This window comes from Pseudoalteromonas qingdaonensis (assembly GCF_038739665.1).
GTDB classification, from domain to species: domain Bacteria; phylum Pseudomonadota; class Gammaproteobacteria; order Enterobacterales; family Alteromonadaceae; genus Pseudoalteromonas; species Pseudoalteromonas qingdaonensis.
In genome coordinates this window covers 59,707-79,335 of sequence record NZ_JBCGCU010000011.1, presented here as the reverse complement: position 1 = coordinate 79,335, position 19,629 = coordinate 59,707, and the positions used below count along the sequence as shown (strand labels likewise).

At 48.0% G+C, this 19,629-nt stretch carries 15 protein-coding genes and 1 pseudogene; 6 read left to right on the top strand and 10 right to left on the bottom strand.

The window, feature by feature from the left end:
• Window positions 1–7: 7 nt before the first annotated feature.
• Window positions 8–1,630 carry a diacylglycerol kinase family protein gene (locus tag WCN91_RS10925; protein ID WP_342678984.1) on the top strand — a complete coding sequence of 541 codons (1,623 nt, stop codon included), beginning with the start codon at window positions 8–10 and terminating at the stop codon, window positions 1,628–1,630.
• Between the two features lie 283 nt (window positions 1,631–1,913).
• Here the strand turns inward: WCN91_RS10925 and WCN91_RS10920 are convergent, their stop codons facing one another.
• The 4 genes from WCN91_RS10920 to hmgA all read right to left on the bottom strand — a co-directional run bounded on the left by WCN91_RS10920 (window position 1,914) and on the right by hmgA (window position 5,242).
• Window positions 1,914–2,888 (bottom strand): transposase, encoded by a 975-nt coding sequence (locus tag WCN91_RS10920; protein WP_342678982.1) that lies wholly within the window; start codon window positions 2,886–2,888, stop codon window positions 1,914–1,916.
• A gap of 109 nt (window positions 2,889–2,997) precedes the next feature.
• Window positions 2,998–3,306, bottom strand: a complete 309-nt coding sequence (locus tag WCN91_RS10915) for a DUF1496 domain-containing protein (RefSeq protein ID WP_342678980.1) — start codon at window positions 3,304–3,306, stop codon at window positions 2,998–3,000.
• Between the two features lie 8 nt (window positions 3,307–3,314).
• Window positions 3,315–3,941, bottom strand: coding sequence for a maleylacetoacetate isomerase (maiA, locus tag WCN91_RS10910; protein ID WP_342678978.1), 627 nt, complete (start codon window positions 3,939–3,941; stop codon window positions 3,315–3,317).
• Entirely contained in the window at window positions 3,941–5,242 is a 1,302-nt protein-coding gene (hmgA, locus tag WCN91_RS10905; RefSeq protein ID WP_342678976.1) for a homogentisate 1,2-dioxygenase, read from the bottom strand. Before hmgA ends, maiA begins: the two co-directional genes overlap by 1 nt.
• A gap of 114 nt (window positions 5,243–5,356) precedes the next feature.
• Here hmgA and WCN91_RS10900 point away from each other — a divergent pair, with 114 nt between their 5' ends.
• Window positions 5,357–5,842 (top strand): MarR family winged helix-turn-helix transcriptional regulator, encoded by a 486-nt coding sequence (locus tag WCN91_RS10900; protein WP_342678974.1) that lies wholly within the window; start codon window positions 5,357–5,359, stop codon window positions 5,840–5,842.
• Here WCN91_RS10900 and WCN91_RS10895 read toward each other — a convergent pair.
• The 3 genes and pseudogenes from WCN91_RS10895 to WCN91_RS10885 form a co-directional block, all read right to left on the bottom strand.
• Window positions 5,794–5,913: pseudogene (locus tag WCN91_RS10895) on the bottom strand (transposase); the annotation flags it as partial. The gene WCN91_RS10900 and the pseudogene WCN91_RS10895 overlap by 49 nt on opposite strands.
• 712 nt (window positions 5,914–6,625) lie before the next feature.
• On the bottom strand, window positions 6,626–9,769 hold the full coding sequence (locus WCN91_RS10890; RefSeq protein ID WP_342678972.1) for a TonB-dependent receptor: 3,144 nt from the start codon (window positions 9,767–9,769) through the stop codon (window positions 6,626–6,628).
• A 102-nt stretch (window positions 9,770–9,871) separates the two neighbouring features.
• Window positions 9,872–10,699 (bottom strand): S1/P1 nuclease, encoded by an 828-nt coding sequence (locus WCN91_RS10885; RefSeq protein ID WP_342678970.1) that lies wholly within the window; start codon window positions 10,697–10,699, stop codon window positions 9,872–9,874.
• A 208-nt stretch (window positions 10,700–10,907) separates the two neighbouring features.
• On the opposite strand from WCN91_RS10885, the gene WCN91_RS10880 reads away from it, so the two are divergent.
• Both WCN91_RS10880 and WCN91_RS10875 read left to right on the top strand, forming a co-directional pair.
• Window positions 10,908–11,798: a substrate-binding domain-containing protein gene (locus WCN91_RS10880; protein WP_342678968.1), complete on the top strand. Its 891-nt coding sequence runs from the start codon at window positions 10,908–10,910 to the stop codon at window positions 11,796–11,798.
• Complete coding sequence (locus WCN91_RS10875) at window positions 11,795–12,784, top strand: hypothetical protein (RefSeq protein ID WP_342678966.1); 990 nt, start codon at window positions 11,795–11,797, stop codon at window positions 12,782–12,784. Before WCN91_RS10880 ends, WCN91_RS10875 begins: the two co-directional genes overlap by 4 nt.
• Here the strand turns inward: WCN91_RS10875 and ushA are convergent.
• Complete coding sequence (gene ushA / locus WCN91_RS10870) at window positions 12,771–14,390, bottom strand: bifunctional UDP-sugar hydrolase/5'-nucleotidase UshA (RefSeq protein ID WP_342678964.1); 1,620 nt, start codon at window positions 14,388–14,390, stop codon at window positions 12,771–12,773. The genes WCN91_RS10875 and ushA overlap by 14 nt on opposite strands.
• Window positions 14,391–14,521: 131 nt before the next feature.
• Window positions 14,522–14,707, bottom strand: a complete 186-nt coding sequence (locus WCN91_RS10865; protein WP_342678962.1) for a hypothetical protein — start codon at window positions 14,705–14,707, stop codon at window positions 14,522–14,524.
• A 236-nt stretch (window positions 14,708–14,943) separates the two neighbouring features.
• Between WCN91_RS10865 and WCN91_RS10860 the strand changes: the two genes are divergently transcribed.
• Entirely contained in the window at window positions 14,944–15,711 is a 768-nt protein-coding gene (locus WCN91_RS10860; protein ID WP_342678961.1) for a peptidylprolyl isomerase, read from the top strand.
• On the opposite strand, the gene WCN91_RS10855 is transcribed toward WCN91_RS10860, so the two are convergent.
• A complete protein-coding gene (locus tag WCN91_RS10855; RefSeq protein ID WP_342678959.1) occupies window positions 15,708–16,121 on the bottom strand; it encodes an MAPEG family protein in 414 nt (137 codons plus the stop codon). The genes WCN91_RS10860 and WCN91_RS10855 overlap by 4 nt on opposite strands.
• A 611-nt stretch (window positions 16,122–16,732) precedes the next feature.
• Here WCN91_RS10855 and WCN91_RS10850 point away from each other — a divergent pair.
• The gene (locus tag WCN91_RS10850) at window positions 16,733–19,609 is read left to right on the top strand and encodes an insulinase family protein (protein WP_342678957.1); all 2,877 of its coding nucleotides are present in this window, start codon (window positions 16,733–16,735) and stop codon (window positions 19,607–19,609) included.
• Window positions 19,610–19,629 lie beyond the last annotated feature (20 nt).

The window sequence follows — 19,629 nt, the reverse complement described above, 5'->3', positions numbered from 1 at the left end:
GTGGTTGATGTTTGCAGCAATTGCATACTTTGTGTTGGCCGTGATCTTATGCGCCACGGCTTGGATGATAAGGCTTCCCTATATCGCAATCTTTTTTTATTGGAGTGCGTTGTCCTTATTTTTGGTGTCTCTGGCTTATATTGCCAACGCTGGGAAGATTTTCCGTAAGCGTCAAAACGGCACCATTCCCTGGTATATCCGCTGGGCCTTTATTCCCTTTTTGCTCGGAGCGCAACTTTATAACGCCTGGCAGCGACGCAATGATAAGGTGCCGCCCATTCAGGAAGTTGAGCCCGGTTTATTCCTGGCCTGCCGACTTTTCCCACCTGATGTTGATACCCTAAAACATGAAAACGTCACCGCTATTTTAGATGCCACCTGTGAATTCGATGGCCTGGACTGGACGGTAATGGGCGAGCATATCAGTTATTTAAATATTCCGGTCTTGGATCATGCCGCGCCAAACAAGGCGCAGTTGCGCCAGGCCATTAACTGGATCCACCATCACCGTAAGCGCAAACGTAACGTGGTGGTGCACTGTGCCCTAGGTCGTGGCCGCTCTGTGCTGGTGATGGCCGCCTACTTGCTAGCTAAGGAGCCTGATGCGGATGTCGATGAGGTGTTAGAGCGTATTCAGGAAACCCGGGAAACCGCCAATTTAAACCGTTTTCAGCGTAAAGCGCTGAAGAAAATGCACCAGCGCGGCGAGCTGGTAGTGCGCAACCGCGTTTGCCTTATTGCTAATCCGGTATCTGGGCGCAAGCTGTGGGCCGATAAAAAGCACGATATTATGTCCAGCCTTAACAGCTATTTTGATATGTCGATAAAAATTACCACGGAAACTAAAAATGGCACGGACTTAGCGCGTGAGGCGATGGCTGAGCATCCGGATATGATCATCGCCTGTGGCGGCGATGGCACCATAGCCGAGGTGGCTTCGGTCACAGTCAATACCGATGTGGCGCTGGGGATCATTCCTTTAGGCACGGCCAATGCTTTGGCTCATGTGCTGATGGGCATTGAAAGCAAGGCCTTTGGTGTGCAAAAGGCGTTGGATGTATTGATCAGCGGCGATGTACAGGCCATGGACACAGCCACCTGCAATGACGAGCTGGTGCTGCTTTTGGTGGGCATAGGTTTTGAGCACAAGATGATAGAGTCGGCGCACCGTGAAGCTAAGAACAACAGTGGTCAGTTTGCCTATTTGCAGGGCTTTTGGCAGGCGCTTAGCGAACATAAGGCCAAGGACTATACGCTTACTCTGGACGATATGCCGGCACAGGAAATTCACACCAATAGCATGATCATTGCCAATGCGGCGCCTGTCTTTACCTTATTGGCGCAAGGGCAGGGTCAGCCGGAGCATGACGATGGCCTGCTCGATGTAAACTGGCTGGAGCCGACCAAAAACTCCAATGTGAATGTGCTCAGTATCGCCGAGCTGGCATTTAACAGCTTAGTGCAAACTCAGCTCGATATACATGCCCATCACACCCATGCCAGGCGGGTAAAAGTGAGTTGTAACGAGGGCATAGACTATGTTATCGACGGTGAAACCCGTCAGGCAGAGTCACTGGATATAAGGGTGCAACCGGCATCATTAAAAGTGATGGTACCGAGTAAGGTTTAGACAAGATCACCTGAAGGAATGCCTATTTGTAGTTTGTGAGAAATAACCAAGACACCCACTTTAAGAATTGAGCTTGAGAAAGAATAAACAGTAAATAAACAAGACACCCACTTTAAAGATTGAGCTTGTGCAACCGACAAGGAAATACATTTTTAAAGTGAGATCAATCAGAATAAGCGGCTGTCAGTGGATTGACCCTTCGTTTTTATCATTTTCGTAAATTTTGGACGTGCGAAATAGACACTTTGGTTAAGGGCTCAAACATAGGGAAGGAAAATAACACTTAAGCGAATAAGCTTAGGCTGTTGCTTAAATCTACACGTCGTTTTCGGTGTTGATGTTGGCAGTAGGTCGTTAGTGCTTGCTCCTTACCTACCGCACCATGGAAGACCTTAGTAAATGAGGTGGTCAGCGCCAGCCAATTTGTAGGGCAAATATCGAGGCGTTCAAGTATGGGAGCTGCGTCAGGTGAAATATGCCCTAGCTTATCTGCGCGCATACAGCGTCCTGTCCATTCAATCAGCTCTAAGTAACTCTGTAGTTCAAAAGGCAGGCCTTTGGGCATGTTTTTGCGGGGATTACCTACAAAGGGCATTAAGGTAGTGGGTTGCGCCCCCTTCTTTGCTGATGCGATTCGGGTTTTCACGCTGGTATAGTCGGATTGTTCGGGTAAGTCGGCAGCTTTTGCACGAATAGGGTTTAAGTCCACATAGGCTAAACAGGCCACTAGAGCCGCTTCATCAAGAAGCGCTTGGGATTTAAAACGCCCTTCCCAAAAACGGCCGGTGCAGTCATCTTCGCGATTGGCTTGACGGGCAATCCCTTCATTGAGCACGCGCATAAACCAGCTGATATCACAGAGGCGCTCCCGATAAATCAAGATACGACTGTGCAGCGTGGCCAGCTCGGCCGTATCAAGCGGCTCTCCTTGTAAGAAGCGATGACAGAGCACGGTGCCTTTAAATAGTTTATGCCACCGCAGCACTATGTCTTTATCCGTTAAGTGCTGGGCTTTAGGCTTATCCACATGCAGCACGATATGAGTATGGTTACTCATCACCGCATAAGCACAGATATCAATGCAGAAAATTTGTGCTAGCTGCAGCAGCTTACTTTCAACCCACTCGCGGCGATGTTCATAAGAGCGGCCAGTCAGTGCGTCTATGCCACATAAAAATGCGCGCCGCACACAGCGAGAAATACAGTGATAGTAAGAAGTATCGGTGAGACTGATTTGGTTTTTCCGAGGCGTTGCCATGATCCACTCCTCCTTGAGTAGCACCTTCAAAGTGTAGTCAAAGGATTTGGATGTGTGAAATCTTAGAGTGGGTGTCTTAGTTAACGTGAGGTGGGTGTCTTAGTTAACGTTAGTTAACGCGGATTCTATTTTGTGATTGTGGGTAAATGGGCTCGCCTTTCGTATCGACACGGCGCCATATAAGTGACCCGTTTTCTTCGTGCGGATGTTTGCGGGCACAAATTTTCAATACTTCTTCCATAATAAGCAGCGCCCCTTCACTGTAGCGCTGCCCCTGATACCAACATGCAGGTGCCGTTGGTACATCGACTAAAACATGGGCGCGGGCCCCGGTTTTATTATGCACTTCATTGGCCAAGGTGCTTGCCGCAGCTGGCAAGCACAGTGTGAGTATCATTTTTGCTATGAAAAGCCGCATTTAAGCCCTTATTGTGCGTCGATTTGCTGCTCGGGAGCGGCATCTGCGAATGCTTTAAGGGTATTACAATGCTGATAAATTGCCATGATCTTCGGGTAGTTATCCATGGGTACCTTAAAGCGCAGGGCGTTAAATACCTGAGGTACTAAACATACATCGGCCAAGCTCGGCTTATCGCCATAACAAAACTGTGTGTCGCCAAGCAGTTGTTCAACCTTGTCGAAGCCGGTGGTGATCCAGTCTTGATACCACTTTGTTTTTTGCTCGTCGCTCACACCCAGCTCATTACTTAGGTATTTCAAAACGCGTAGGTTATTAATCGGGTGGATGTCCACGGCAATGGCATAGGCCAGGTTGCGAATTTGTGCGCGCTGCCAGGCATCGCCACTGAGCAAAGGAGCTTGCTCTGTGGTTTCATCCAGCCATTCAAGAATGGCCAGAGATTGCGCCAGCACGCCTTGCTCCGTCTCTACTGCCGGCAATAAGCCCTGGGGGTTTTTGCCAAGATACGCTTCACCTTCTTGCTCAGACTTAAGCAGGTTAACCGGTACTAATTCGTGATCGACATTTTTCAGATTCAGGGCAATACGCACCCGATAAGCCGCTGAAGAGCGAAAATAGCTATATAATTTCATTACTTAGCTCCGTTAAAGTGCTTTTTGATGCCTTTCCAGCAATCCAGGTAGTCGTCTTGACGCTCCTGACCTTCGAGTGCGTATTTGGTCGGCGCTATGATGTAGCGAGATTCAAACATAAAGGCAAGGGTGTCTTGGTAGCGTACCGGCTCAAGCTCAGCATTGCTAGCCTTTTCAAATACTTCAGCTTCTGGACCATGAGGCGACATACAGTTGTGCAGGCTTGAACCGCCAGGCACAAAGCCCGCTTCTTTGGCGTCATACACACCCTTGATCAGACCCATAAACTCGCTCATGATGTTGCGATGATAATAAGGTGGGCGGAAGGTGTGCTCGGCCACCATCCAACGCTCTGGGAAGATAGCAAAATCAACGTTGGCCACGCCCGGAGTGCCCGAAGGTGAGGTCAAAACGGTAAAAATTGACGGATCCGGGTGATCATAGCTCACAGTGTTCATCACATTGAAGCGTGCCAGGTCGTACTTGTACGGGGCACTGTTACCCGTCCAGGCGACAACGTCCAGTGGAGAGTGCTTGATATCGGCGCGATAAAGCTGACCGCTGAATTTAGCGACGATCTCGAAGTCGCCTTCGATGTCTTCAAATGCGGCAACCGGGTATTGGAAGTCACGGTCGTTGGCGTAACCATTGGCGCCCACTGGACCACGCTCAGGTAAAATATATGGGTTGCCATAGTTTTCACAGATATAACCACGTACCGGGCCATCCGGTAGTTCTACCGAGAACTTCATACCGCGCGGGATCACCGCAATTTCACCGGCGCGAACTTCTAAAATACCGCACTCGGTTTTCAGGCGCAGGCGCCCTTGTTGCGGCACAAACAGCATTTCACCGTCGGCGTTATAGAAGTAACGACCTTCCATAGATTGGTTAGCCACATAAATATGAATACCGATACCGGCTTGGCCATTCACACTGCCATTGGCGGCCATGGTCACCAAGCCGTCAATAAAGTCGGTGGCTTGCTCAGGGATAGTAACCGGGTTCCAACGCAACATGGTCGGTGGCGTAGGCACTTCGGTAATAGGAGCAGAGCGCAGCAGACCATTGTCCATTAGCTGGTAATCGCCTTGAACTACAGAAGGGCGAATGCGGTATAGCCAGGTACGGCGGTTCTCGCTACGAGGCGCGGTAAAAGCGGTGCTAGAGAACTGCTCCGCATACAGGCCGTAATTTACTTTTTGTGGGCTGAACTGGCCGATAGGCAAGGCATTCTCAAGGGCTTCTGTTTCAAATTCGTTACCAAAACCTGTCATATATTCAAGGCTGTTATTTGTCATGGTGTCACTCCTGTTGTATTGTGTTTGAAGATACTCTCATGTGAGACTAATTTCAAATCAGCTCTCCAATTCGGGTGTAAGAAATTATTTACGTTAACTAACGGTAACGAGACTATGGCTTTTAAGCTGGACACCTTTATTCCCTATTTGATGACCTTAAGCGGCGCCAAGGTGAGCGAGGCCTTTGCTCAGGTTTATGGCGGGCAATTGACTAACCCGCAATGGCGCATCGTTTGCCATCTGGCTCAGGCCGAAGAGGGCCTAACATCAAGGCAGTTATGCGATACGGCCATGTTGGATAAATCAACGGCCTCGCGGGCGATTAATGAATTAGAGCAGCTTGATTGGCTAACGGTGAGCGCCTGTGACAAGGATAAACGGGCTAAACAAGTGCGCTTAAGTGAGCAGGGCAGGTTGCAATTTGATGCCCTGATCCCAAAAGCTTTACTCTGGCAGCAGGAGCTCCTGGCGGGATTCTCTGAGCAGGAAAAGGCACTGCTGGTGGATTTATTACGTCGTCTGGAGCTGCGCGCCGCAGATATAAAAAAGGTTCATCGCGGCTTTCCGGGGAAGGCCGCTTTTACCTTCAAGAAGAAGTAGTCAGAATCTCTGTAACCATAGCCCATTCACTTGATAAGTTTTATCTTGTTATTGATGATACCTTCTAGCAGTTATCAAGGACACCCACTCTTATTCTTTACAATCTGAGGCGGGTGTTTTGGTAATTTTGCCACTCTTACACTTTGAATTTTAAGATGGGTGTCTAGCTAATTTGGGTGTCACTGGCATTTTCAATGATGTGGCTGCCGATGTATTGCTGAGTGAAATATGTACAGCAAAGATCAACAGGCCCTAGCTAATTTCCCATCTAGCTAATTTGTTTGAGGTTTAAGATGGGTGTCTTGGTAATCCCTGTTATCAAGGACACCCACTCTTATTCTTTACAATCTGAGGCGGGTGTTTTGGTAATTTTGCCACTCTTACACTTTGAATTTTAAGATGGGTGTCTAGCTAATTTTGGTGTCACTGGCATTTTCAATGATGTGGCTGCCGATGTATTGCTGAGTGAAATATGTACAGCAAAGATCAACAGGCCCTAGCTAATTTCCCATCTAGCTAATTTGTTTGAGGTTTAAGATGGGTGTCTTGGTAATCCTGTACAGCAAAGATCAACAGGCCCTAGCTAATTTCCCATCTAGCTAATTTGTTTGAGGTTTAAGATGGGTGTCTTGGTAATCCTGGTAATCCCTGAGCAGGAAAAGGCGCTCTTGGTGGATTTATTGTGTCGTCTGGAGCTGCGCGCTGCAGATATAAAAAAGGCCCATCAGTAGGGATGGGCCTTGGTTTAACTTTGCGCCAGGCGCAAATTTACATTAAACGCTATTAGAAGGTGTAACGAACACCGATACGCATTTCCCACAGTGACGCATCGCGTTGAACTGCGGTTTTTACGTTATTAGGCTTGAAGTCATGGTAAACGTACTGGCCATTCTCATTTAGGCTGGCTTCGACTAGACGGTTACCTACGAATGAACCTTTTTCGTATGTACCCCAGTCGTCGTTAAGCAGGTTGGTCAGGTTATCAATAACGAAGAAGGCTTCGCCTTTATGACCTTCCATAAAGCCAGGAAGCTCTTGGCTTACTTTTAGGTCGAACTTAACAAACCAATCGGCATTTTCTGAGTTACGACCTGTGATAGAACCACGCTTCAGATTTTCTTCTTCGATAAAGGCATTAAATGCCGCTAGATCGAAGTTCTCGCCGTAAACTACGTTAGGATCGTTCTCAAGAGGGATGTAAAGCAATTGGCGGCCGCCGTTCGCGTTTTCGTCACCCCACAAGGCATCACCCTGAGCGCCCGTGTCTCTGTTACTTCCTGCGAAGGTATAGCTGTAAGGCAGGCCTTCACTTGCTTGACCGAACAGGCTAAAGCGCGTCGCGTAACCATCGATAAACTCGTGCGTATAGCCAAGGTTTAAGGTAAAGCGGTGCGGTACATTATAGTCTGAAGTATGTACGCCTGGGTTACCAGGGTTGGTTGTCGCCAGGTTGCCGTAGTTAGAGCCAGCTACCGAGCTGGTCATAGGGTTTACGTCTTCAGAGTCGGTGTAAGAATACGCGAAGCTGAAGTCGATACCATTGTCATACCTCTTACTGATGGCAGCAGAAAGTATGGTTGCTTCACCATCATCACCATCGACATTGGTAAGCATGTATTCACTATCACGGCCTTCAAGTGATTCATAGATAGGACGACCGTCAAAGGTAGTGTTACTACTGTCTTGTAGTGCTAGATCCGTTAGAATTGCAGAGTCTTGCTTACGTGAATGCAGTAGATCTACGCTTAGCACGTATTCGCTTTCGAACGTGTATGTTGCACCGATTGAGTACTTCCACTCAGAAGGCACTTCGAAATCAGGGTCGATGACGTTAACTGTGCCATCACCCAGACCGATTGGCGTATTGGCTACCTGATCATACTGGGCTTGCGGGATATCATAACCCGGTGCACCGCCGTCGAAGTTGGTCATTGGCGTGTTGAACAGGTCAACATCGCTTAAGCGGGTGTAGATATTGGTTACACCGTCTTTTGAGTAGGCATTTGATACCCATACGTTCGGGTTACCACCAGAGAACAGACCCACACCTGCACGTACTTCAAGGGCTTCATCAACAAACCAGTTAAAACCAACGCGTGGTTGAACCAGGTCAATACCATCTAGGTTTTGCTGGTTAGAGAAACCGTAACGATTCTCGAAGTTGGCATTGTAGTTCGGGTTATCGTCACTGGTGTATTTGTCGTAACGAACACCAAAGGTCAAGGTTGCATCTAGGTCAGTAAATGCGTACTGGTCTTGAATATAGAAGGTGTGTTGCGCGAATGAGAATTTCGCCGCTGCGTCCGCTGGGTTGTTGGTACCAGCCGAGTTATTGTACTCAACGCGACTAGCTAGACCCGCTTCAAAGTCGTCGATTGAATCGAAACGGAACTCACCTTGAGTGTGCTGCATAAACATGTTGAATACGTCGATTTCTTCGTATTCATAACCTGCGGTTAGGGTGTGCTGGTCAAGGTAATAAGTACCCGCTAGCTTGAAAGTGGTGGTTTCGTAGTCAAGGTCGTTTGAATGACGTGAGTCATCTGGACCAATGTAAACCGTACCGCCATCTGCTGTATTGATTTGGAATTCACCAAAACCAGAGGCTGCGTCAAGAGACTCTACGCGTGCGTCCAGCTCAGACTTACCGATACGAAGTTCGGTCGAGAAGTTATCGCTCCAGTCTGAGTATAGTGAACCTATGACAGAGGTGAACTCGGCACCTTGCTCATAGAAGTGGTTGCTTAGCGATAGACGCGTGCTGCCAGTATCTGATTGTTGCAGGGTATAACCATCGTTGTAGTTGTATACCAAGCTGGCACGGTGCTCATCATTGATGTTCCAATCTAGCTTAATTAAGATTTTTTCATCGTCAACCGGAGAGCTGGCAGGTGTTGTGCCGGCGTCATAGTTGTATACGCGTTGGCTGATATCTTGAATGCGTGCCAAGTCAGCTGCGCTTACACTGCCTGTGTCCAGGGCGCCGTAGTTAAACTGGGCAACACCTTCAAGCTTCTCGTAAGAAGTGAATAGGAATAGCTTGTCTTCTAGTAGCGGTAGACCCACGTTGAAGCCGTAGCGTTTCTCGTTGTAATCACCATTGTCGTATTTTTTACCTTCGATTTTATCACCCTTCATAGAGTCATTGGTGTAATCGAAGAATACGCCGCCGTGGATTTCGTTAGTACCAGACTTGGTTACAGCATTGATGTTACAAGCGGTAAAACCACCGTATTGAACATCGAAAGGGGCCATCTCAACGGCAACCTGCTCGATTGAATCGAATGAGAAAGGTGGACGTACCGTTGGGTAACCGTTTGAACTTAAACCGAAGTTATCGTTCATGCGCACGCCATCAAGGGTTAAGCTGTTGTAGCGTGGGTTAGCACCACCACAGTGGATGGCATCACGGCTTTCGTCTACGTATACGCGCGGGTCGATACGAACGATATCTTTAATATCACGGTTGATGGCTGGTGCAGTTTCCAAGTCTTCTTGCGTGAAGGTAGCAGATGGGCCGGTACCGCCAGAAAATGAACTAATAGGACGACCGGTTACGACGATCTGTTCCATATCGGTTTTTGCTTGTAGCTGTACGGTTACCGGATATTCTTTACCCAGTGACAGCTGTACGTTTTCGATCAACTGATCTTCGAACTTATCAGAGTCGATGATCACGTTGTAAGGACCACCTACGCGCAGACCCTTGGCACTGAAGTAGCCAGCGTCGTTAACAACGGCTGTTTTAGATGAACCCGTTGGTAGGTGGATAATGGTCACCACAGTACCGGCAGCAGGGTTGCCAGCAGGGCCAGTGATCTGACCTTTAATTGATGATGACGTTTCGTTTGCAAAAGCACCAGTGGATACACCCATGGTTGCTGCGATAGCAGCAGAGATGGCCGTTTTCCTAAGTTGCATTTTCATGTTGTTGTTTCCCGTGTTAAGTTTATCTAGTTAAACAATTCATTATTATCAGCCGCAAAGTATAGGCCGAAAGTTATTTTTGTGCGGCTAGGCCGCGGTTCCTTAGTATAACTGGTTTAACAGCGCCGCCAGGCGTAAACCACCGCGACGCAGTTGTTGTTCTACTATTGTCTGGTATTGATAGACATACTCGTACCCTAACTGCTCATCGCCCTGGGCATAAATGGTATTTGCCAGCTGATGCGACTCCAGTAGCCAGGCTTTAATATCAACAGTTTGATTTTGCACGACTTGGGTCTGGGTACAGCATATAAAATCTTTATATTCAGAATATGACAGTTTTTGAAACTCGATTAATTGTGTGTCCCAAAGACGGTGTAAATTGGTCACTTGCGAGAAAAATTCGACATTGATGCGATTGCCGCCACGGTCGGCGCTGCGGCCTACATGCAGGGGCTGATGAATATCGCCAATAAGGTGAATTAAAAAACGTAAATAAAATTGCTTGTCGGCGGCGCTGGTGTCCGCTTTGCCAAGCGCCGTTATGGCAGTGAGAATAGCGCTGTAGGCATCTTTGATATCGGCCTTGTCGCTATGGGCTTGATGTTCTGTGTTTAAAAATGCTTGTTGTGAGTCGATATTAATATAGTGCCAGCGCGATGACTGACGTTGCCAAAACTGACCGGGGGCAGAGCGCATTTCATCGGCCCAGGTGCTGGCCCTTGCCAAACTCTGTCCTTCTAAAATAGCCATGACCTCGGCTTTTGCTTCGGCGCTTAAATGCTGTTCAGCGATAGCACCAATAATACGGTGTCCATTTGCCCCCCAAGCCCAAGCTTGGTTGCCAAAACTTATCCCAAAAGTTGTGCCCATCATCAAAGCTGCCATTAAAACGGCTTTAAATGAGCGGCGAATGAGCTGTAAATCCATTGTTGTTTTCACGTTGCATAGTTGCCCTGTGAGTTAAATTTTCCGAGTTTTTACAGTGAAAAAAAAGGACTTAACGGGATTCATAATTACTTGTTAATAAATCTATTAAAACAATAACTTAAAAGATATGAATAAAATTACCTATTGCAATAAGTAATAATAACTGGTGAAATGTTTGCAACGCAATCTCAATAAGCTATAAAGTCCGTTGCAATCGATCAAACGCTGGCGTGACAGCGCGCTGGTATTAACAACTATTACCATTGTTGGCTTAATTAGTTATCTTGTCGGTCAGTATCGCCTGAGCGCCCACTTGCCCCTGCTTGAACCCGTGCTTTCTACCTCATATAGCTGTAATACATTGAGCGTGGGGAATAAAACCAGACTGACTTTGTTTGCGCCCAGTCAATCCCTGGCCAGCGAGCTGGCGCAGCAACTTTGTGTCGATGAGGTAGTCTCAAAACAATATGGTGAGGTCTTTGCTTATTGGAGCGGCTCGTCTCAATACGAGGTGCATTTTCTTGGTAAGGGCCTGGCGCACCTGATTTTGGCCAAGGACAATATGATCCACGCCTTTGATGCCCGCAATACCTATGGCTATACGCCGCTGATTGGTTACCCCAGTTACACAGCTTACTTTATTGGCAGTCATGAAAAGCCAAAGCTGGAGAAGGCTTATTTTCTCGATAAGCGTATCGGACTTATCGACTATCCCACCAGTCGCTCGGGGCATATTATTCCCAAACAGGTATTTAAAGACCTTGATATTAACCTAGATAGCCTGGATATCACCTTTGTAAATTCCCATGATGCGCTGCGTGACAAGCTGGCTCAGGGCGAATTGGATATTATCTCTTCTTACTGGCAGCAATCAGACCTTCAGCGCTTTTCCGAGAACTATATAACCGCCATTGGCAGTAATATCAGTGGGAGTCACTGGTATCTGAAACGGGCTGCGGATAATCCGGATCTTGCCTGCGCCATTCAAACCAGGCTGATGGGTCTGGCACAAGGGCGTGAGTCCAGTTATTTCAATGGCGCCAAACCCTATTGGTTGTGTCAGCAAGGTGGTGGTCAATTTATAGGAGCGGAGCAATGAGTACCAGACGCTTAGTGGTATCGCTGTTGCGCCGACGTTTTGCCAATCGCAGCTTTAATGCGCAAAAGGCGATCACCTTGTTTGCCTTGGGCACCTTATTTATCAGTATGCTGGCTTATTACCTGGGCGCTTTGGGGAGCTGGCAGCAAGGACAGACACAGGCTTTGGCGCAGTTGAAAACACGCATCGCCTTAGATAGCAGCCATATTGGCCTGGCGTACCCTTTATTGGAAGTGCCCGCCGATGTTGAGCGCACCCAAGCCTATATAGAGAAACTCAATACTCATTTGCAGGCACAAGATTACCCGCTGCAATTACAACAAATTGGCACAACAAGCGTCAGTTCTACGGCGCCGACAAAGCACTTATTGTTGCAGCGCCCCGGAGCGGGGGAGCTGAGTATAGGCTATTCACTGCAGCCCATGGCGCTGCATCATGGGCTTAGCGTTTTACCCCTGTTTTTGAGCATATTGGCGGCTTTGTTTATTTGGCCCTGGTTTAAGGCCATGGAAGCTAAATTGCAGGTGTTGGCAGAGGAGCCAGAAGCCACAGTGGAGAAAAAGAGTCTGATGCTGGACTTGGCCGACAAAAGTATACGTTATGGCGAGCATGGGGTGCGTGTGACCTTGGCCAACAAGCCGCTGTGTTTTTATCTGGCGTTGTTGGAGTTTGCCATAGAGCACCCGAGTGTGACTCTAAATCAAAATAAAGATGTGCCGGCTGAGCTATTGGATTTGGCGCACAAGTATTTTTCACGCCTGATTGAATTAGGCCACACCATTCGTAAGCGTCCAAACTTCAGCAATAGTCTAGAGAAAACCCTGAGCGAAATTCGCGCCGCCTTAGATGAAGCCTTTAGCGAGGACGGGGAGCAAAAAGACCCTTACTTCCCGCCTAAAGCCCATGGCGAAGGCTCGCGCTCACGCATCCATCACTATGGGCTTAGTATCACAGATCCCTCGGCCTTTGAGGTTATCGGCAAGTAAAGGCTGCGGGCACCTCAATGGCATCAAGTGGGCTGTGCTGTTGCACATAAGCGCTTAAAACGCTGGCATCGGCATCGCCACTATCGACAAATCGCGGGTCGCTATTAAGCCTTGGATAGCCATCACCACCGGCGGCATTGTAGCTGTTAATGCTCATACGATAGGTCTTGTCTGCCTTAATCGGCTCACCGTTAATGCGTACCGACCTTAATGTGCCGCCATCGCAGATGGCTGTAACATTGTTGAAATGAGCATAGGCGCCAGAGTCTGCAGGGTAGGCCGCTATTTTGCGAATATAGGCCAGCGCATCCTGGCCGCTAAAGTCGATATAACCGATGCGATTTTTAAACGGATGAACGCGCAGAATGTCTTTATAGTTAATTTCACCGGCGACGATGGAGTCGCGAATACCGCCGCCACTGATCACTGCAAAATCAGCTTTTACATGCTGTTTTTGCGCTTCGGTGATCACTTGCGCCAGATTGGTAGGCATAAAGCGCACCTTGTTGCGATCGCCCTCAAGGCGCACCTGGGTACTCCCTAAGGTAACGCTTAGCTTGTCCTGGCCCTTGGTTTGATAAGGAGTAAGGAAGTTCACCATGTTTTGGTCGGGCTCAATATACTTGCCAACCCATTGGTCTTGCTTATCTTTTAGATTTACAGGATGAAGCTGATAGCTAAGCAGGGTTACTTGCTCACCTTCGATGGCAAAGCGGGCCTCGCCCACATACTTGCCCCATTCATGAGCCTGCATAATCCAGATGCCGTTTTGCTTATCTGGCTGGCAAGCCATGCCGGGGCGATAATCGGCAACCGTAACATGGGTGTCTTGCATACACACGGGCTCTTGTGAGTGGCCGCCGACTATCATGTCTATGGCGCCAGGGGCGAGCTGTCGTGCTAAGGTCACATCACCTGGGGCATTGATGCCATGATCGGCATTAGCGTAATGGCCCATATGGGTGACGGCGATGATCACATCCGCTTGCTGGCGCTGCATATCCGCCAAAATAGCATTGGTCGCCTTGGTGGGGTCGATAAAGTCGAAGGCGCCGATAAAGTCCGGGTTGGCTATTTTTGCCGTATCCGTGGTGGTAAGGCCAAACACGGCAATTTTAAGCCCTTGTTTATTCAGCATTACATAAGGCTGATAGGCATGCTTGCCATTGTCTTTATTTAAAATATTGGCGCTTAACAACGGGAAATTCGCCCACTTTTGCTGTTTAGCCAGCACGGATAATGGGTTATCGAACTCATGGTTGCCTATGGCCATAGCATCATAGCCGAGCATGCTCATGGCTTTAAAATCCGGCTCTGCTTGTTGTAAGTCTGACTCGGGAATGCCAGTGTTGATATCGCCGCCGGAAAGTAAGATCACCGCATCATTACGTTCTGTTGCCTGGGCGCGTAATTGTGTCAGCAGCGTGGCGCGGGCGGCCATACCATATTCACCCTGAGCATTAGGCCAAAAACGGCCATGATGATCATTGGTATGCAAAACGGTGAGATATTGAGTTGTGGCGGGCGCGTCTGGCGCGACATCCATGTTACTTGATTGTGTGCAGGCGCCGAGAAAAACGGCTGAAACTAAAAACAATAGGCGCACGATAGAACTCCCTTGAACTAAATAGTGCGCCGATCTTAATGTAGTTTTATGAAGATTTCATTAGCATAAAGGCTAATTAGGTTATTTACTCTAATCTCTTGGCTGACTTTGGCTGGCCAAGAGCTTATATCTTAGTGGCTCTGGGCCTGAACCTGCTGCTGTACCGCTTGTTCACGACGTTGTAATTCGGCCTTGGCGATATCTGCCCTTTGGTGGTTTACGCCTATCATCCAGTTGAGGAAGCAAGCGGGGAGTTGCTTATAAGACTCGCCCTTATGCACACCAAAGTCGCAAATGACATTATTATTCTTGTTCATGGTAACTGCCCAAAAGTTGCTGAAATCGTGAGCACCATAGTAGGCAATTGCAGCGGGTTTGATAAGCTCGATTTGTTTTATATTTTAAAGTTTCTATAACTTTTTATTATAGAAGCCTGAGGCAAATGTAACCCTTGTTTACATTTAAGTATCAATTTGTTTTTGCGCTCAGTTAGTCATGGAGAAAGGAAGCTGCGGGCGCTAAGGTAGGCAAAAAAGATAACCAAGGAATTATTATGAAATCTTCGCGCGCTATAACCCGTTTAGCAAGTTGTGTGGCCACAGGCCTGACAATCGCCGCTGCAACCCTGAGCACACAGGCTTATGCCACCATAGTTGAGTTCCAAACTTCACAAGGGAGTTTTCAGGTCAATCTTTTCGATCAACAAACACCCGCCACTGTGGCCAACTTTCTTGGTTATGTAGAACGTGGCGACTACCAGTCGACTTATGTTCATCGCTCGGTTGAGGACTTTATTATCCAAGGTGGCGGTTTTAGCTTTGATGAGCAGGCCGAACCCATTGTTACGCAGACACCCATCATAAATGAGCCGGTATTTTCCAATGTGGCCGGCACCATCGCCATGGCTAAGGTTGGCGGCAAGGTAAACAGTGCGACCAGCCAGTGGTTTTTCAATATGAGCGACAACAGTGCCAACCTAGATCTGCAAAACGGCGGTTTTGCTGTGTTCGGTCAGGTTATTGGCGAGGGCATGAAGGTGGTTAATGCCATTAACGCGCTGCAGACTTGTGGCGAGATCCCCATGGTGGATTACAGTGAACAGCAATGTAATCAAGGCGAAGATGCGGTACGTGCCAATTTGGTGATGATCAACGACATTATTGTGATTGATAACGACCCTAATTCGGCAATCGATCTTACCCCGGTTGAAAATACCCTGATCGATGAAGTGGAGCCGGACTCAGACTCTGACTCCGGTGCCGCTTGGTGGTTTGCGCCATTGGCCTTGTTAGTGGCATTACGCCGGCGTACTGCGCGCTAGATTAATCGCCAAACCAGCGTCAGCCACATGGCCAAAACCACCAGGCAGCCAGCTAAAAACGTAAAATAGCGGCTACGCAGGTGGTTTGTGCTTAAGTGGATGGCGCTGTGAATGACCCTGGTCAATACAAACAACCAGGCCAGGGCAACAAAGGTATAACCCGAAGTGTTGGTGGCAAGGGCACACAGCACGGCCACATAAAACAGCACCGGGATTTCAAATTGATTGATAAAATTTCGTCCGGCCACCTGCACCGACTCTGGCGCTGAGCCAAGTTCCATGGTGGCAAATTGGCGCATCTGTATTTGTTTGTTTCTCGCTGCAGCAAAGCGGCGGCGCCCCATTATTACCATTACTATCAAGGTCAGTAGCACCTGGGCAAACAGGGCAAATATAAGCTGGCTGGTCAAAATAAGACTCCTTAGGTCTGATACTAATTTACTTAAATAGCTAATCATTCTAGCGGGCTAAATATCGTGCTAACTGCGTTGGGATTTTATTATGGAGAATAATTACATAAGAAAATTCCGCCTTGTTATCACATCATTTATCCAGCGCTATATCTGATCACATACTTAACAGAATTGGTATTAAATTCTCAAAAACACCATGCGGATGGCATAGTTATTACAATTCATGGCTAGGGTCTGTTGACCTTTGTTGTTTGTTTCTGCAGCAGTTTGTAGTGAATTTATACAAGGCGGCACATGTGTGGTGTAGTTATTCTACATGAACATGTAACAACACAGTAGAAATGCGCTACAAACGCTGCCCTGCGGGTTCATCTAAACGCATCCTGCTCTGTGTTACTCGCTATGAACATAGAATGACTATGCATCATAACGAGCGTCGTGATCAGAATGCGTTTAGATTGAACATAAAGTAAACCGCAAAGATAAACAGACCCTAGTAAGCGTACAAGACTTTCATAATCTGTTACAAACTTAGGTGTTTTTTTATTGCATTTTCAACGGTGATTTTTGATTATGAAGGGTAATATTTATCAATAAGATTCAGCATAATGAAGAAAACAATCGTCATTAGCGCGCTAGCGCTGGCCGTGTTGGCTGGTTGCAGCGCAACCTCAACACCTAATAGCACAGCCCCCCAACTTGTTCCAGACACACTAGTAGTAAGCCCTAACGATAAGCGTTCTTATGAAACTCTAAAACTCGATAACGAAATCGAAGTGATTTTAGTGTCAGATCCGAGTGCGGAAAAATCGGCGGCGGCCTTAAGTGTGGGTGTGGGTTTGTTGCACGACCCTATGACGCAGCAGGGCATGGCGCACTATTTAGAGCATATGCTGTTTCTTGGCACCGAGCGCTACCCAGACACTCAAGGTTACAGCGACTTTATGACCAAAAACGGCGGTGCCCATAACGCTTATACTTGGTTGGATATCACCAACTATATGTTTAAGGTGAATAACGATGCCTACGGCGAAGCTTTGGACCGTTTTAGCGACTTCTTTAAATCGCCTAAGCTGTACCCGCAATATACAGACAAAGAGAAAAACGCGGTAAACGCCGAGTGGTCAATGCGCCGCGAAATGGACTTCTTTGGTCAGTTTAAACTGGCTCGTCAAATGATGGGTGAGCACCCGGCCAACCGTTTCCTTATCGGTAACCTTGAAACCCTGGGCGATAAAGAAGGCAGCTCGCTGCATCAGGAAACAGTCGATTTCTACAATACCTATTATTCGTCAAACATTATGAAGGTGGCGATGATCTCAAATCGTCCCCTTAATGAAATGCGTGAGCTAGCGAAACAGTATTTTGCCGATATTAAAAACAAGGGTATCGACAAGCCAGACGTGACCCATGCACTGAACTACGAAAACGTTGGCGGCAAGCGTGTACACTACAAGCCAAACGAAGACGTAAAACAGCTAAAACTTGATTTTATTATTGAAAACAACCGTGACGATTTTGCCTACAAGCCTAACCGTTTCGTTTCTTACCTGTTAAGCAATGAAATGCCGGGCAGCCCAGCGCAAATCCTGCGTGATAAGGGTTGGGTATCACAGCTAAGCGCGTCGGATTCCTACAACAAGTATGGCAACTATGGCGAATTGAATGTGAATGTTGAGCTGACCGATGTCGGCATGCAAAATCGCGAAGAAATTCTCGCCACCATTATGCGTTATATCGAATTGATTAAGGCCAATGGTGTAGACGCCAAGTACTTTAGCGAAATTCGCACCTCACTAAACAACCAGTTCCAGTTCCTGGAAAAGAGCGACGAATTTGGTTATGTGTCGGCACTGACGCAAAGCATGCAGGATTACCCGCTTAATAATGCCATTAACGCGCCTTATTATTACGCCGAGTTTAACGAGCGCGCTATTAATGAGGTGTTAAATCAGCTAAATGCCGATACCCTGCGCGTTTGGTATGTGTCTAAGGGCGAGCAAACCGACAGCAAGCTGCACTTCTATGATGGCGAATACCGCATCGAAGACATCAGCGCCGAAGAGCAAGCAAGCTGGCAGCAGCCGAGCCAGTTTGCCCTGGCTCTACCAAGCGTAAACCGCCTATTGCCAGAGCATTTTGATATCAAAACCGCCGCCGCTAATACAGAGCAAAAGCCTAGCATCAGCTATGATAAAAATGGCGTTAAGGTGTGGTTACAGCCGAGTCAGCACTTTGGTGAGCAGCCTAAGGGTGTGGTTGAGGTGTATGTGAACAGCCCGCAAGCGCAACAAGATATTAAGGCCGGTGTGCTTTTAAGCCTGTGGGCCGATCTTTACAGCCTGTCGCAAGCGGCATTATCGACCGAGGCGGCAATCGCCGGCATGGCGGTCAATATGGATCCGGGCAATGGCTTTAGCCTTAGTGTCGGTGGCTTTACCGATAAACAGCCTGTGTTACTAAGCGAAGCCCTGGGTAACCTGAAGCTGGATGTTGAGCCGCAAGCCTTTGCTCAGGCCGTAGACCGCTATACCCGTGGCCTGCAAAATGCCAAAAAGCAGTTCCCCTTCTATCAGGCCTTTGGTTTGTACTCTGATTTAGTGCGCTCTGGCAGCCATGGCAGCGAGCAGCTAATAGCCACCGCTAACAGTGTTACTGTTGCGGATCTTAATGCCTTGATGGATGACGTACTAAGCCGCAATAATGTGCGCGTATTCGCCTTTGGTAACTATGACGATAAGAGCGTTGCCGCCATCGCCCAAAGCATTGCCAAGGCCCTGCCTGAGCAACAAAAAGACAGCGAGTATACGCGCTCGAAAACTTGGCAGCCGAAAGCCGGTGAAACCTATGTGGTACAAAAAGACATAGAAGTTGCCGATGTGGCCATTATCGATATGGTTTATCACCCACAATCTGGCTATGCGCAAAAAGCCGCTGCCGCCGTGTTACAGGGTCACTTCCGTACCGTGGCTTTCGATAAGCTGCGTACCGAAGAGCAATTAGCCTACGCCGTTGGCGCTACCGCTCGCCCATTGGAAGATTACGCCGGTATTGGCTTGTATATCCAAACTCCGGTGAAGGATGCCAAGGCGATGCAGGCGCGTTTTGATGAGTTTAAGGTGCAATACGCCAAGGTACTCTCTGAGCTGGACGAAGCCACCTTTGCTCAGTTAAAGAATGCCTCACTTGTGGCGCTAAAAGAGCAGCCGAAGAACCTCACCGACGAGCTGAGTCGTTTGATGCCAGATTGGTATCGTGAGCGTTTTGAGTTCGACAGTCGTGCCAAGTTACTGGCCGCCGTTGAAGCACTGACCCTTAAGGATATGCAGGACTTCTATCAGCAAACCATGATGAACCCAGAGGCGGCACGTCTAAACGTGCAGCTGCGTGGCACCAAGTTTGCCGATAAGCCATTCGCCGATTTGCCCAAGCAAACCAAAGTAGAGTCGGTGGCGGATTTCCACCGCGCCGTAAGCTGGCAATAAGCAAATAGAAAAGGCTCCCT